At 44.5% G+C, this 14066-nt stretch carries 12 protein-coding genes and 4 tRNA genes; 8 read left to right on the top strand and 8 right to left on the bottom strand.

The features are described 5' to 3' along the window. Positions 1-130: 130 nt before the first annotated feature. A complete protein-coding gene (locus tag PATL_RS13155) occupies positions 131-574 on the top strand; it encodes a hypothetical protein (RefSeq protein WP_011575352.1) in 444 nt (147 codons plus the stop codon). 322 nt (positions 575-896) lie between these two features. On the opposite strand, the gene PATL_RS22820 is transcribed toward PATL_RS13155, so the two are convergent. Continuing rightward, positions 897-1094: an AraC family transcriptional regulator N-terminal domain-containing protein gene (locus PATL_RS22820; protein ID WP_049765893.1), complete on the bottom strand. Its 198-nt coding sequence runs from the start codon at positions 1092-1094 to the stop codon at positions 897-899. A 654-nt stretch (positions 1095-1748) separates the two neighbouring features. Between PATL_RS22820 and PATL_RS13165 the strand changes: the two genes are divergently transcribed. The 5 genes from PATL_RS13165 to PATL_RS13185 all read left to right on the top strand — a co-directional run bounded on the left by PATL_RS13165 (position 1749) and on the right by PATL_RS13185 (position 3774). After that, positions 1749-1825 (top strand) — tRNA-Met (locus tag PATL_RS13165). Positions 1826-1871: 46 nt separating this feature from the next. Further along, positions 1872-1956, top strand: a tRNA-Leu gene (locus PATL_RS13170). A 4-nt stretch (positions 1957-1960) separates the two neighbouring features. Beyond that, positions 1961-2035 (top strand) — tRNA-Gln (locus PATL_RS13175). A gap of 36 nt (positions 2036-2071) precedes the next feature. After that, a tRNA-Gln gene (locus PATL_RS13180) sits at positions 2072-2146 on the top strand. A gap of 212 nt (positions 2147-2358) precedes the next feature. Continuing rightward, complete coding sequence (locus tag PATL_RS13185; RefSeq protein WP_011575353.1) at positions 2359-3774, top strand: alanine/glycine:cation symporter family protein; 1416 nt, start codon at positions 2359-2361, stop codon at positions 3772-3774. A 129-nt stretch (positions 3775-3903) separates the two neighbouring features. Here PATL_RS13185 and PATL_RS13190 read toward each other — a convergent pair whose 3' ends face one another. The 4 genes from PATL_RS13190 to PATL_RS13205 all read right to left on the bottom strand — a co-directional run bounded on the left by PATL_RS13190 (position 3904) and on the right by PATL_RS13205 (position 7883). After that, positions 3904-4473 (bottom strand): NADPH-dependent FMN reductase, encoded by a 570-nt coding sequence (locus PATL_RS13190; RefSeq protein WP_011575354.1) that lies wholly within the window; start codon positions 4471-4473, stop codon positions 3904-3906. 41 nt (positions 4474-4514) lie between these two features. Next, the gene (locus tag PATL_RS13195) at positions 4515-4694 is read right to left on the bottom strand and encodes a hypothetical protein (protein ID WP_041713833.1); all 180 of its coding nucleotides are present in this window, start codon (positions 4692-4694) and stop codon (positions 4515-4517) included. Positions 4695-4790: 96 nt separating this feature from the next. Beyond that, entirely contained in the window at positions 4791-6683 is a 1893-nt protein-coding gene (locus PATL_RS13200) for a DUF885 domain-containing protein (protein WP_011575355.1), read from the bottom strand. Between the two features lie 54 nt (positions 6684-6737). Then, positions 6738-7883 (bottom strand): FAD-dependent oxidoreductase, encoded by a 1146-nt coding sequence (locus tag PATL_RS13205; protein WP_011575356.1) that lies wholly within the window; start codon positions 7881-7883, stop codon positions 6738-6740. Between the two features lie 304 nt (positions 7884-8187). Here PATL_RS13205 and PATL_RS13210 point away from each other — a divergent pair, with 304 nt between their 5' ends. After that, positions 8188-9831, top strand: a complete 1644-nt coding sequence (locus PATL_RS13210; protein WP_011575357.1) for a response regulator — start codon at positions 8188-8190, stop codon at positions 9829-9831. After that, on the top strand, positions 9828-10112 hold the full coding sequence (locus tag PATL_RS13215) for a hypothetical protein (protein WP_011575358.1): 285 nt from the start codon (positions 9828-9830) through the stop codon (positions 10110-10112). The genes PATL_RS13210 and PATL_RS13215 overlap by 4 nt, the downstream gene beginning before the upstream one ends. Positions 10113-10235: 123 nt before the next feature. Here the strand turns inward: PATL_RS13215 and PATL_RS13220 are convergent, their stop codons facing one another. From PATL_RS13220 to PATL_RS13230, 3 genes are read right to left on the bottom strand one after another with little or no spacing between them, the layout of a single operon-like run. Then, on the bottom strand, positions 10236-11882 hold the full coding sequence (locus PATL_RS13220) for a diguanylate cyclase (protein WP_011575359.1): 1647 nt from the start codon (positions 11880-11882) through the stop codon (positions 10236-10238). After that, a complete protein-coding gene (locus tag PATL_RS13225; protein WP_041713835.1) occupies positions 11879-12289 on the bottom strand; it encodes a hypothetical protein in 411 nt (136 codons plus the stop codon). The genes PATL_RS13220 and PATL_RS13225 overlap by 4 nt, the downstream gene beginning before the upstream one ends. Positions 12290-12321: 32 nt before the next feature. Further along, the gene (locus PATL_RS13230) at positions 12322-13620 is read right to left on the bottom strand and encodes a hypothetical protein (protein WP_011575361.1); all 1299 of its coding nucleotides are present in this window, start codon (positions 13618-13620) and stop codon (positions 12322-12324) included. Positions 13621-14066 lie beyond the last annotated feature (446 nt).

The following is a 14066-nucleotide window of genomic DNA, read 5'->3' on the forward strand; positions in this document are numbered from 1 at the left end:
GTTAGTGCTGCTAGGGTTAAATGATTAAGCATTTAGCTCCGCATATAGACCCCTAATGCTCATCAACAGTGAATTTACTATCCACATATCACTTACAATCAGCTAAAAATTGACTAGAAACAGAAGCCGAATGAAACCTATATTTGATATACAGCCGTCTTTAGGCACCACGAAAATCCCTTTAGATGCCCCCAGAGAGCAAGTACTAAATACCCTAAATCAGCCTTTCAAATCCATCAATAAGTATCCTGAACGCAAACTAGCAAGTGACGCTTTTTACCGTAACGATTTGCATGTATCTTACCAGGGTGATCCAGCGGCAGTTGAATCCATCGAATTTGCTTACAGTGAACTATACGATGTCACCTTATTAGGCGAGTCTATTCTGAGCTTACCGGTGAAGAGTGCATTAGCAAAAATCGAAGCACTCACAGGGCACTCGCCAGTCACACATGATAACGGTTACACCTATGAAATTCCTGAGCTTGGATTATGGCTGTGGCGTGAATCAAACGATAACTTTGACGAAAACGGCTTTTACTTTTTTACTATTGGCATTAAAGCCGTTCGCTAATATCACTTAACAGGCTATGCACGTTGAGCTAACACAAATTGAATAGAGTCTAACTTCTTAGTGGAGGGATGATGGGAGTCTAGAGTTTGCGTGTAGCGTAACAAACAACGGCCACACCGTTAGCAATTCCTTGTGTGCCTCACTGTTTCGGTGATTGCCTGTACCTACGTTCGAATTCCCGGCTGAACTGATATGAACTCACATCGCCCACTTTGGTAGCAATATCATCAATAGTGGCATTCAGCCCTAAGTGATTGAATAAGTATTCTATTGCATGAGCAATTTCGTTTGCTGCCCCAAAAGCACGCCTGCTTAAAGACCCCTATTCTCCCCTTAACACAGCGCAATAAAGCTCTCGAAGACGGCTTTCATCAAGGATGGCTGTATCGGTTGGGTTTCCCATTAACTGCATCAATCGCAATAAGGCTTCGCTGACGTTGTCATCCCATTGAGCCAATACTAATCCCTGCTGCTGTGAGCCACTTTCAGACGTTTTAATTACACCACTGGTACTTTGCATCTCAATCGTTCATTCGTCATTACTTTTGAATCTAATAGGATGTAGGGGGCTTAAAATAAACGTCTTTCGTGATAATAAATGCGCACTAAACAGGCACTCATTGCCAACAGCTTTTTACGGCGGCTAGCGTGCTTGTATCGGCAGGAATGAAAATGATACTGCGGGATCCTTCCAAACCAGTCCCATCTAAAGTTGCCAGAGCTTAGCTTGCGCAATCAAGGGCAAATTTACAAAAAAGGTTCAGATAGAAGGTTCTTGTAAAATCTCAAGTAAAAGAACACTGAAACATCCACACCTCTTTGACATAAAATACTGATTCAGCATCTGCCAAACGTTTTTTTAGCAAAAAGATACCTCTAAATTAACTAAGACAAGAAAAGTCGATTGAAAATTTTATTTAGTTTCCTCAAAAAGACGCCGTTAATGTTAGGAATTGTGTGGTTTTAGCGGCTCAATTTCTATAAAAACAAATCTATTAAACCAGAGTAAACACAAAAACAGACTCATATTGCCAATTTTTTACTCACAAATAGAGTAAATTCACACCAGCTGTTTATTATGCGAGCAATCAAACATTTTGCTTTAAAAAAACGGTTGACGACTAAAAGCCTAATCAGCATAATACGCGCCTCTTCTGAGAGGGAGAGAAGGAATGGCTACATAGCTCAGTTGGTTAGAGCACATCACTCATAATGATGGGGTCGCAGGTTCGAATCCCGCTGTAGCCACCATTTCCTGTTTGACTATGTTTATAATAGAGAAACAGGGAAAAAATGTGCGGGAGTGGTGGAATTGGTAGACACGCTGGATTTAGGTTCCAGTGCTTCACGGCGTGAGAGTTCGAGTCTCTCCTTCCGCACCATGTTTGGGATATCGCCAAGTGGTAAGGCAACGGGTTTTGATCCCGTCATTCGTTGGTTCGAATCCAGCTATCCCAGCCATTTTTTCAATAAATAGATTGTTGATATCTGTTTTATTGGGATATCGCCAAGTGGTAAGGCAACGGGTTTTGATCCCGTCATTCGTTGGTTCGAATCCAGCTATCCCAGCCATATTTAGTGATTAATATCATCAGTATATGCTTAAAAAGCCAGACTAATGTCTGGCTTTTTTCGTTTGAGCGACAAATTTATTTTAATTAAGCTTTTCCAGTCTTTTTCCTTGCCTTTTTACTGCCCTTTTCCCGTTTGAACCTAGACACACCCGGCTTTACGCGGCACACTTTATTCCAATCATCATATAATTAAAAATTACGGAACGTCTTTTGATTTCTGAACTTGTCAGTTTTATCAACAATATATTATGGGGTGATGGTCAGGTATTGATTTACCTGCTTATCATTGCGGGAGTTTGGTTTACCTTTAAACTAAATTTTATTCAGTTACGCCACTTTACGCACATGTTCGGTGTCATGAAAGGCAGTAACAAAAGTGACAAAGCAGGGATCAGTTCTTTTCAAGCGCTGTGTACCAGTTTATCCGCTCGGGTGGGTACAGGTAACTTAGCAGGTGTCGCAGTAGCGATTTCATTAGGCGGAGCTGGCGCTGTATTTTGGATGTGGGTTATTGCTCTACTTGGAATGGCAACCGGCTTTGCCGAAAGTGTTTTAGGCCAACTCTATAAGGTACGTGATGATAACGGCGAATATCGTGGTGGGCCCGCTTATTATATTCAACAAGGATTAAACAAACGTTGGTTAGCTATTACCTTCGCACTCTTCTTGTTCCTTGGTTATGGCTTTATCTTCAGTGCCGTGCAAGCCAACACGATTACTGACGCGCTAAATTTCGCTTACGATATCCCTACCCTGCACTCAGGGTTAGTCATCATCGGATTAGCGGCACTTATCGTAGTGGGCGGGCTTCGTGCTATTGCTCGTTTCGCTGAGTGGGTTGTTCCTTTTATGGCAGTGGGCTACGTAGCGGTCACCTTATTCGTGACCATTATGAACATCGACATGCTCCCTGGGATGCTGATGGATATCATCAAGTCAGCCTTTGGCTTGCAAGAAGCCGGTGCAGGTGCATTGGGCGCTGCCTTTAAAAATGGTGTACAGCGGGGGCTTTATTCAAATGAAGCGGGCTCAGGTAGTGTGCCTCATGCAGCGGCTAGTGCCACACCGAACCCGAATCATCCGGTTTCACAAGGTTATGTGCAAATGCTTGGGGTGTTTATCGACACCATGATTTTGTGTACCTGTACTGCGTTTGTAATATTGCTTGCGGGCGGTTCATCAAGCGACCAGATGGAAGGGATCCGTTTAACCCAAAATGCCATGAGTAGCCATTTAGGTGGTGGCGGTACAGAATTTGTTGCAGCCGCTATCAGCTTATTTGCTTTTACGTCTGTGGTGGCAAACTATGCTTACGGTGAAAGTAACCTGCATATGTTCAAGCTTGATAATAAACTCGGCAGAGCGTGTTATACCACAGGTTATTTGGCGATGATTTTGTGGGGCTCTATGGCCGCTTTACCAGAAGTTTGGGCTGCCGCTGATATGGCACTGGGCTTGATGACGGTGATTAACATTATTGCTATCGTCATGCTTACCCCAACGATAGTGGCCATTAGTAAAGACTATTTTGACAAGCACAAAAATGGAAAAAATATGGAATATCGCACCGGTGATTGTGAAATTCAAGGCGAGAGCGAAAAAGGTATTTGGGACAAAAGCGAGTAGACTTATTCACTTGCAAGGCGACTGATTTGTTTGTTTCCTTCTCAAGTAAATTACCAGTAAAAAGCCGCGGTGACGTTACGTCCAGCGGCTTTTTACTGTCCCGTTTACCGGTCTAGCGTGCTTACAAGACTAATTCGATGTTTCAGAAATTAGCCGAGCAACAATTAATCCCAAGGCACGTTGTTGCTTTTCATCTGTGAGCTTTCCTTGATTATCAAACGCTGTCATTCCACCACCGATTGCCAATTGCTCAGGGATCACCATCACCTGAATATTGCCAAGTAGCATCCGAAGCGGCACTAAACCACGCAGCCCTCCAAGCGCGCCAGGGGAAGTAGCCGCAAGTGCAGCCACTTTATCGGTAAAGGCTGATAACGGCCGTTCCTTCTCAACATGGGGGCGTGAGATCCAATCAATGCTGTTTTTAAGTAATGCAGAGAAAGAGCTGTTGTATTCAGGTGACGCAATAAACACCCCTGAATGCTCAATAAACAGCTGTTTCAATTTAATTGCATTTTCAGGTAAACCATTGGTGGCTTCATCGTCACCATCGTAAATCGGCATGGGGAAGTCTTTTAAGTCGATAAATGTCGCATCAGCGCCCTGCTCTAACGCCAATTCATACGCGACTTTAGCCAATTTTTTATTGAGTGAATCCTTGCGAGCACTGCCCGCTAAAAAGAGTATTTTCGAAGCCATAATTTTTCCGTTTAGTGATCCCGTAGCGAGTATCAAATAAGTCAGTTAGCGGTAAAGTGCATGATGAGCTGGATAACGACCATCACAACCAACAATGGCAATATCCAACGGCTCATTTTTGACATTTGCTCGTTGGATATTCTAAAGCTTGAACGTTCAAGCAAAGGTACAACGATTAATAAGGCGATGAACAAGACGCCCAAAATAATTAAAACTGTCAATTAATGTTTCTCCTCATGCAGTTAAAAACGATTGATGCGCTTAACAAGCTTTATCGCTATTAACTTTCATTTGTAGTGGTCTTCATACCAAGAGCGTTAACCCGCACCATTACTGGCAATCCAGCGTTTGACATCACTTCTAACTACTGACATGGGGCGGGCACCGGGTAAAAGCAACAGATCATGAAAACGTTTCAAATCGAATTCACTTCCCAGCTCTCGCTCAGCCATTTGGCGCAACTCAACAAACTGCAGCATGCCGAGCTTGTAACCAAGGGCTTGGCCCGGTAGCGCCATATAACGCTCAACTTCTGCGATCACATCCGTCATGCCCGTGCCCGTGGTTTCATGAAAGTATTCAATTGCTTGTTCACGCGTCCACTTTTTACGGTGCAGCCCAGTATCCACGACTAAGCGCACCGCACGATATAGCTCTGCTTGTAAGCGCCCTAAATCACCAAAGGGATCATTTTCATACATGCCCATTTCTTTGGCGACTAGCTCGGAATAAAGCGCCCAACCTTCCACATACGCATTAAAAGGTGCGTTCTGCCTAAGTAGACCTATATCTTGCTGTGCCATGTTAAGGGCAATCTGAAAATGATGCCCAGGTACAGCTTCATGGTAAGTCAGTGTTTTTAGCGAGAAGCTGGGGACAGCTGACATGTCTCGAAGGTTAATCCAAAAAATCCCTGGGCGCTCGCCATCTAATGATGGCTGGGAATAATAGCCACCGGCTTCCCCTGCTTCGGTGACTTTAGGAATACGCTTGACCTCAACCTTCTGCGTCGGCAAAGCGCCATAATACATATCAGTTTTAGCCATTATTTCGGCTATTTGTCCGTTAAGATCATTTAATAGCTGCGCACGCCCTTCGTCACTGTCTTGATATAAAAATTCAGGTTGCTCAGCCAGCAAAACCATACGCTCACCAACAGGCCCCTCGTCGTAACCCTGAGCACGCAAAATAGTGTCCATTTCAGTGCTGATCCGCGCGACTTCATCTAACCCTAACTGGTGAATGTCATCCGGTGTGATGCTTGAATCACCTAAATACCGCACCTCGTGCAGATACATAGCGTCGCCATTAGGCTGCGCCCAAATTCCATCCCCTTGAGGCGCGTTCGCTTGGGTCGCTAATAAAGTGTCTTTCACGGTTTGATAAGCAGGGTAAACCACATTAGTTAATGCCTCTTGTGCCTGCTTAATCAAAGCGGTTTGTTCATCTTGGCTTAGGGGCGTTTGTTCAAGTTTTTTGGCGAACGAGGTCACTAAGGCATGTTCAGCAACCGGGCTGCCTAAAAAGTTCTCAAAATACGCTAAGGTTTTTGGATAGAGCTTTTTCGGTAATTGCACACCGTTTAATTTATCCGTTTTATATTTTTCAACCACACCGGCAACGAGAAAATCGAAGTGTTGTAATCGCGCGATATAATCCTGTGCTTCTTCAAAATTCGATACAGGCTGCTGCACTTGCATCACTTTAGGAACATCGATTAACGGACCTGAAAGCTGGTTAATAATATAGGGTAAATGCCCGGCCCATGTGTCAATGTAACCGCCGTGAAATTCAGAGAAGCCAGCGTAATAGCGTAAAATGTCAGTCACTATTTGTTGATGTCGCTTTTCATCTTGAGCGAAACCCTTGTTATCAACTTTCGCCACCGCCATGGCTGCCGTATTCATATCGTCTTGCAGCTTGCGCATGCCCATGGCAGAAAAATCGGTAAAACGCCTGTTGTAACCCGCTCCCGCTAAGGATTCTGGTACACCTATCGCGGTGGATAATAGCGGCTCATAACGCAAAAACTGCTTAGTGTACTGCTCCACTAAGGTTTGCAGCTGCGCTTGATTACGCTGGGTATTGACCACGTTTTGTGCTTGCTGTGCATTCGGCGCTTGCAAAGCACTAGCACCTTGGTCATGGGAAGTAGAACAAGCACTCACTACCGCGCTCAGTGCGAAGGGTATCAGTAGACGTTTTATCATTATTATTCTCCTAAAATGGTGTTCAGTTTTTTATGATGAAAGCATTGTGCCAGCTTAATCTAACCCCATGGCATATTTCATGACTTGCTGTTTAACTACGCCGCCATTATTAGCCAGTTTCAAAGCGATATTACGCGCTGCTTTGACTAACGGGTTGCGCTGTTTAAATGTGCTGTATATTGCATCCATAGCACTCATCATGAGTAAATTATCATTGCGCCTCTTGCTTTCATACGCCGTGATATTTTCCGCTGAGGGGTTATCCCCATCGATGCAATCAAGTAACGCAGCCACATCTTTAAAACCAAGGTTGACCCCTTGACCAGCCAGCGGATTAATAGCATGAGCCGCATCACCCACCAGCACGACCCGGTGCTTAACGTATTGATTCGCGTGCATTCGCATCAAAGGAAAACGGGCTGTTTTTAGCACATCAAAATCCACTAACTCATTTGGAAACGCTTTTTTAATTTCCTGCTTGAGTGCAGTTTTAGATAATGCTTTTAAGTGATTGATGTTGTCACTGGTGTTGTACCACACCAGTGACGCAAACTGCCCATACATGGGCAAAAAGGCCACAGGTCCAGTTGGTATGAATTGTTGCCAAGTGATGTCTTGCTGGGCAGCATGGGTGATAATTTGAATAGCAAACGCCTGCTGGCGATATTGCCATCCTTTGGTACCAATATTCGCTGCTGTGCGCACGCGAGAATGCAGACCATCAGCCCCAATTAACCATTTACAGGTCAATTGACTCTGGTCAGCAAAATGCACCTCGGGGAACCCATGAGTGACGAGCTTAGTAATCTCACTTTGGGTAAACCAAGTCACATTTTCGCACTGCAATAACGCTGCGTGCAGGCCAAGCTGTAAAATACGATTTTCAATGATGTAGCCAAGGCGCTCTGCTTGAATATCAGCGCTATCGAAATCAGTGCGCCCTGAGGAGTTCTCCCACACTGACAAACGCCGATAAGTGCACGTACGCATGCTTTCAATATGTTGCCACGCCCCTAAAGACGCAAGTAACGCTTGTGAGGTGACACTGATGGCTGACACGCGCATATCAGGCTCGTCAGTTGCCTCGAACGGTTTTGGCATATTGGTTTCAATTAACGCCACAGAGAATCCCTTTTGCGCTAAGCCTAATGCCGTTGCTGCGCCGACCATACCGCCGCCTACTATACAAAAATCAAACACCTAAGCTTCTCTTATCATTGGTTTTTTCCAATGCGTTTATGATAAATAACTAACTCGAATTATGCCTCTAGATTAACACACATCCTACTGTTAGCGGCGATATCTGGACAGCGCAAATTCTGGTATCCACGACAAAACTCATACTAAAGGATAAGATCACATAACTAACTTTGCTTAAATACGTGTAATTTATACACTGTGAAAGAGGTTAATTATTTACCCTTTTGATAAAATTGAGATAAAACATATATTGCATTACCACCAGCCAGCACCTTATGTAACGGACACTAAAGGTAGATAGATCATGAATTATTCTGACAAACGTGTATTGATTGTGGACGACCAACGCCCCTTTCTCACACTCCTGCGCGGTGTGGTTAACAACATGGGGGCGCAATCTGTTGTAGCCGTTCAAAACGCCGATTCGGCGCTTGCTGCATGTAAAAAAGAGAAATTCGATTTTATCATTTGTGATCTACATTTGGGGGCGGGCAAAAAGAATGGTTATCAGTTTTTAGAAGAAGCCAGACAAAAAAATCTGGTTAAACCAGAAACCGTGTTCGCGGTAGTCAGCGCAGATTCTGACCGTCCGGTTGTATTTAGCAGTGTCGAGCACCAACCTGATGACTATTTGATTAAACCTTTTTCCCAAGCCCAGTTAAATTTGCGCCTGTCAAAGGCCTACCATAAACGTATCGCACTGCGCTCGGTTTATGATGCCATGCAAAAAAATAATACGCCCGATGCCATAGCGGCCTGTCGCAAGCTGATCATGTCTGGCACGCGCTACGCTAAAACATGTTGCCGCCTATTGGCTGAACTTTACTGGAAAGCCGGGGAATATTCTCAGGCGAAACACATGCTGACGCCACTGTTGGCGCAAAAACCCCAGCCTTGGGTAAGCATCGCGCTAGCAAAAACAGATATGTACCTAACCAATTACGATGCCGCTATTGCCCTTGCGCAGGATGTATCCTTACGCAATCCCATGCTTTTTGAAGCCCAAGATATTTTGGCCCAATGTTACTTGTTGCAACATGACTACCCTAGCGCTTTAATCGCCATCGAACGTGCCATTGAGATTGCGCCTTACTCAGTGGAGCGACAACTGACCGCATGTAAAATTGCTCGACAAAATCAGCATTATGAAATGGTTAAGCTACGTAGTTTGGATGTATGGGAGCTGTCTAAAAAATCAATTCACCGGGATATCTCTCATCTTTGCTCATACTTTCGCAGTATTTTAGATGCCGCAGAACACTGTGACGACAAACATCTGCGTAGCCGTTACCAGCACGAAATGATGACGGCGATTGCCCGCTACCGTCACGACGATGCCCTAGCCAGAATTGATGAAGACTTTGATTACAATATCTACGAGAATATTCTCACTGCGCGGATCAACTACTTAGATGGGCGTTTACTCGAAGCAAAACGTACCTTGAGCGAATGTCAGCAGCAAATTGCAGTGCGCTTTGAAAAATACCCTAGCGCCTTTGCACCTGATTCCATAAAAGTCATGCTGGATTTAGGTGAATATGACGATGCCGAACGGTTGAGCAAAACCCTGGCGAAAAGTGGTAAACAGCTGGATGAAGGGACCTTGTATGCGCTGAAAAGCAGTGTCGAACAATCAGCCCAGCGTAGACGCGATTACCTAAATTTCAATAAACAAGGCATAGAGCATTACAACTGCGGGCGATATCAAGAGGCCCATAATGCGTTTACTCAAGCTCAAAAAGTGGCCCCAGTTAATACGGGTGTGGCCCTGAATATTTTGCAATGCAATTTAAAACTCATCGCGCAAATGAAGAAACCCGAAACCCGTGCCATCAATGCACTAAAACAGATGTATCGGCATTTGAAAAATATGGTTATGCTTGAGTCACACCAACAAAAATTTGAATCACTTAAAAGTGATCTCGGGAAATACGTAGAGGTAGCATGAAAAAAATAATCCTCCTTGTTAGCACCACACTCGTTCTCGGCCTTTCAGGTTGCGCAAACAAACAGAAACCCTGTGAAGATATTCTCGAAGTAAAACGCCAAGAGCAACAATGCAATGAATGGCGCAAGACCATGAATAACAAACAGTACCCGCAACAGGCTATCACCGCTAAAAAGCGCTACGAAGAAGCCTGCGTCAATTTACGCTACTACCGAGACGGTTATGACACCATCTGCAAGGGCAACGATAAAGCCATAGGCGAAAAAAAAGACCGACCGTAACGGGACTTGCGACTAGCTAAATAAAATATTACCTCTGGCTTAATTAACCTTCTCTTTCGGCTAAGGACACATGCAGCCGATTTAGCGCGTTGAATAAATACACATTTACAAATCCACATCATTTTAATGGTTTAACTTTGCCATCGCATAGGTGTTTTTTCCTGTTCGCTTAACCTCGTACATGGCCGCATCAGCCATATCCAGAAGCCCTTTTCGTTTATTTCCGTGAAGTGGAGCACAGGCAATGCCTATGCTTGCTCCTATACTGACATTTATTCCGTTTCTTATTTCTATGGGCTTTGCGAGTGCTACAAGTAGTGCATCTGCTGTTATGTATAACGTTTTATCCGTCGGCCCAATGTTTTGCATTACCACAACAAATTCATCTCCTCCAAGCCGGCCAACCATATCGGAGGAACGCCTTACAGCATCTTGCATTCGTTGAGCGCAGGCGATCAATACATTGTCCCCTGCTTCATGACCATATTTATCATTAATTTGTTTAAATCCGTCTAAATCGATACCCAATATACTAAGGGGAGTACTTTCCTGTGTACTTTCCATTAGAAAACGTTCAATTAACTCGTAACTAGCAGCTCGATTTTTAAGCCCAGTGAGAGCGTCGTGTTCTGCTTTGAATAGCGCAGCTGTCTCAGCGCGTTTACGCTCAGTGATATCGTATATAACGCCCTCTGTTATTTGACTCGCTACATTGTCTTTGCGCCACGCGGCTTGATGAACTGAAATAAGGCAGTGCACCCAACGCCTCCTCCCACTGCGAGGAATGAGTTCAAGATCTTTGGAAACCGTTTCTCCGGTTTCAGTCGCTTCTTTTTGCATCGCTTGCAGTTCTTCAGCGTGGTGAAAAACCTGCTTAACAAAATCCTCATTTTGCAATTCCAATAATCTAAAAAGCGGCACACCAATGACCTTTGCTACCGTTGGATTGCTATTTACCAGTTTACCGTTTCCGTCTAATACAAAAATGCCCGCACTGCTTGAATCGAAAATTTGACGATATTGCGTTTCTAACGCTTCAACATCAGCTCTAAGCTCCCTTTCTCGTTCCAGCGCTTGCGCATTTGAATCTAGCAACGCGTTTGCGCTGCTCATTAACATACCCACTTCATCGCGCTTATGAAGAGCAGGAATATCTAGGCGCTCATGTGTACCAGGACGCATAGCACGTAACGATATGGCAAGTTGGGTGATTGGCCGAGATATTAAAAACGTCACTACAGCGTAAAGCAACAACGCGAGCACTGATGCTTGAATTATCATCATCACCGTTAACGTCATTGCCTCTTTTCTTGACGCGGCAGCGATATGTGCGGGTTGTGCAAAGATCCGTATTGCACCAATACGCTCCTCAGCGTCAAAGGGTGAATAAAGTGCTCGCTCAATGTAGGGTGATCTGGCTGGCAGCGAATCGATGTTAGCGGCAGATTCAACCTCAGCGGATTGCAGCAAAATTTGACCGTTATTGGAGTAGACTTCCACACGGGCAACAAGAGAATTTCGGGCCAATCCTTCAACGACCTCTTCAAGTAGCACAAGGTCTGACGCGTAAGCGCCTATAGCAACGGTTTTTTCAACCGCTTGCGTCAAATCATTCAAACTCGCCAGACTCGTCTCAATCGCTTTTTGCTGCCCTAAATAGTAAGCCGCAACACTTGCACCTATTGAGAATACACTGGCCCCTAAAACGATAACCAATAGCAGGCGCATTTGAAAACCAGTGAAGCGAATACTGCGCGTGATTTTGCTCAAGAAAGCTCCTTGAGTATGAGCAATACACGAAGGTTTTCATCTTTGGGTACGGATGTTAACCACCCTATCGCACTGGGATTACGCTTAATGATATCTATCATGGCACGTTCATTCGGCAAGGGTTGCGGCGGCATGTTTTGCCCAGAAAACATTAAGCGCGACCAATAACTGTTGACTTGCGCCATGCTCAAACCGGTTAGCGCTCGGTAAAAAGCACCGGAAACAGGCTTGCTTCTGGGCAAGTCAAATACCAATGCGAACTCTCCATTTGCAAAGGCACGACTACGGCCCATAAATAGGTTGACCGCTTCTTTCTGGCTTAATGACTGCTGTTGATTACTTGAATGCGCCACAATATAAAAATCTGCTCTGGCATGAGTGCATATAAGTAATGCGATGCCAAACATGCAATATTGAACAACGCTTCTAAAAGACATCATCAAAATATAAAATCAAGCAAGACAGTGGTTACATTTGCATTCCCTGACGCCATAGTGGCATTAGCCCACAACCTTCCTCCGTAATGATCAATTTGAATATGATCCCACTGTATTTTTAACGCCATGTTAGAATGAAAATCCCAACGCGCGCCAACCGAGTAACTTTGTTGGTTTGCACCAGATTTATTGATTGCAAACTCTGCTGCAGAACCTAATCGTTGTATTTTCTCAGCTTCAGACTCACCTAACACAGCTGTCAATGCGGATGACCACTCTGGTGTAAAGTTAGGCAAATTTGGGCTTGAGATTAAACTAACGCCGGCAAACAGGGTCACCGCATCGAAGCGTTTACCCGCACCCGCATATCCACTTGTCATATGTGCAGAGGGGTGACCCGTCACCTTGGTCACTTCGAATGTCCACAACCAGTCACTTACCTCGTAATGTGCGGAAAGTGTGTAATAAACGACGTGGGCGTTTGAGCTATCAAGCCTTGCTTGTAATTGCCGTGCTTGTTCTGCTACCTCGGGTATTTCAATGGCACTGATACTTTCTAAACCCGTTATTATAGGTTTCAACACAGTGGGATTGTCTGACAAGCCAGAATACGCTACCCCAGCTCTTAATGTTAACTCACTTGTTTCTCTGGTTGTGGTGATACCCACAACGGGTTTCACTGCAACACGCGCGTTTTCAGACAAATCGCCACTACGAGACTTTCCCCCATAGGCTTTAAAGCGCCATAGGCTGTCATCAAATTGCAGCGTTTTGCTGATGTCCGCGCCATCTAGTGTATGGGGTAACGACGCATAAAAGTCCACTGGCGGTCGGGCAAAATGATAGGCAAAACCCACGTTGCGGTAATTTGCTAACAAAAAAGCGTCTATGTTTAACCGTCCAATGCGAAAGGTTAGATCTGTTTGAGGTCGATAAGCTGCAAATGCCCATTCGATGCTGTCGCTCAAAGGGGCGTACGAAGAACGACGAGTGGCAACTAACTGACCGACTAACTCAAATTGCACAGAAGGTGCGTAGTTCATTTGAACACCTAACCGTGAGTCGGTGTCTGCTCGCGTTCCACCATCATTTTGGGGCTGAGAAATTGCACGCCGATACCCCCACCCGTCAGGCCCACTGCTGTGGGTCAAGCCAAGTGTGCCAAAGCCGCTTATTCTAACGGATGATTCTGGCAGCTCAGGTACGCCTGACTGCGCCGATACGCAGTTAATGCCCCCACACGAAACCAGCAAAATGAACGCGCTATAGGCGACAATCTTTGAGCGATACCAACAAAACATTAATGCACTCTCTTTGAAAATACGGCGCGCAATTTTGTGGTAGTAGGATATTGAAAATGTTCGTGTTGTTTATAAGTAAAACGTTTCATTTAACCATCCCTAATGAAAAGCATCTAATCAAAACGGAACCGTCATTCAAACCTAGTAAAAATGGCGGAATTTTCGTTACATGACGCGAAAAAAACATTAAACAGACGAAACTAACGATAACAATGTACACATCAATTTATGTAAATAAATATTCACACACGATTTTTCTGCCAAAGCAGATATATAGATATAAGAGATGAGGAGAATAAGAGTCCCCAAATATCATCCATATTAATGAGGCTGTTTTTACCCAGACTTAACAACTATCTATTTTATAACCAAAAAATCAAATGTCCGCAAAGCCTATTTTTTATTGCCTTGGTACATTTCATGTTTTGTATATGAAGTCGTAAGGA

This window comes from Paraglaciecola sp. T6c (genome assembly GCF_000014225.1).
Classification (GTDB): Bacteria; Pseudomonadota; Gammaproteobacteria; order Enterobacterales; family Alteromonadaceae; genus Paraglaciecola; species Paraglaciecola atlantica_A.

Excerpts from the sequence above, each read along its gene's own strand:
- PATL_RS13155 (WP_011575352.1), top strand. The coding sequence starts at position 131 with ATGAAACCTATATTTGATATACAGCCGTCTTTAGGCACCACGAAAATC.
- PATL_RS22820 (WP_049765893.1), bottom strand. The coding sequence starts at position 1,094 with ATGCAAAGTACCAGTGGTGTAATTAAAACGTCTGAAAGTGGCTCACAG.
- PATL_RS13190 (WP_011575354.1), bottom strand. The coding sequence starts at position 4,473 with ATGGCTTCGAAAATACTCTTTTTAGCGGGCAGTGCTCGCAAGGATTCA.
- PATL_RS13200 (WP_011575355.1), bottom strand. The coding sequence starts at position 6,683 with ATGATAAAACGTCTACTGATACCCTTCGCACTGAGCGCGGTAGTGAGT.
- PATL_RS13210 (WP_011575357.1), top strand. The coding sequence starts at position 8,188 with ATGAATTATTCTGACAAACGTGTATTGATTGTGGACGACCAACGCCCC.
- PATL_RS13215 (WP_011575358.1), top strand. The coding sequence starts at position 9,828 with ATGAAAAAAATAATCCTCCTTGTTAGCACCACACTCGTTCTCGGCCTT.
- PATL_RS13225 (WP_041713835.1), bottom strand. The coding sequence starts at position 12,289 with ATGTTTGGCATCGCATTACTTATATGCACTCATGCCAGAGCAGATTTT.
- PATL_RS13230 (WP_011575361.1), bottom strand. The coding sequence starts at position 13,620 with ATGTTTTGTTGGTATCGCTCAAAGATTGTCGCCTATAGCGCGTTCATT.